Annotated in this window: 1 protein-coding gene; it reads right to left on the bottom strand. The window is 70.4% G+C overall.

Translation table 11 applies throughout. The features are described from left to right. A partial coding sequence (locus P5F91_RS24365) for a hypothetical protein (RefSeq protein WP_277908510.1) occupies positions 1–307 on the bottom strand: 307 nt, incomplete at both ends.

Below are 307 nucleotides of genomic sequence, written 5' to 3'. Positions count from 1 at the left end.
GCCGTTGCCGCCGCCGTTGATGGTGAGATCACGCGCGGACTGGTTCACCACGTTGCCGCTGATGACGCCGCTGTTGGCCAGGCTGCCCAGGGTGCCCGTGCTGGCGATGTACAGCGCCGTGGCGCCACTCGCCGTGTTGGCCAGCGTGCCCGTGACGTTCAGGGTGGCCAGGCTGGCGCCGATGTAGTCATTGCCCGCGACCGCCAGCAGAGTGCCGCCGCTGACCGAGCCCTTGGCGTCCAGGCCGGTCAGGCCACTGGTGACCACGGCCCCGGTGTAGGACGACCCCGCCCCACCCTGGATCATG

Source organism: Nitrospirillum amazonense (genome assembly GCF_029594735.1).
Taxonomy (GTDB): Bacteria; Pseudomonadota; Alphaproteobacteria; order Azospirillales; family Azospirillaceae; genus Nitrospirillum; species Nitrospirillum amazonense.
This window is presented reverse-complemented; position numbering and strand designations above follow the sequence as displayed.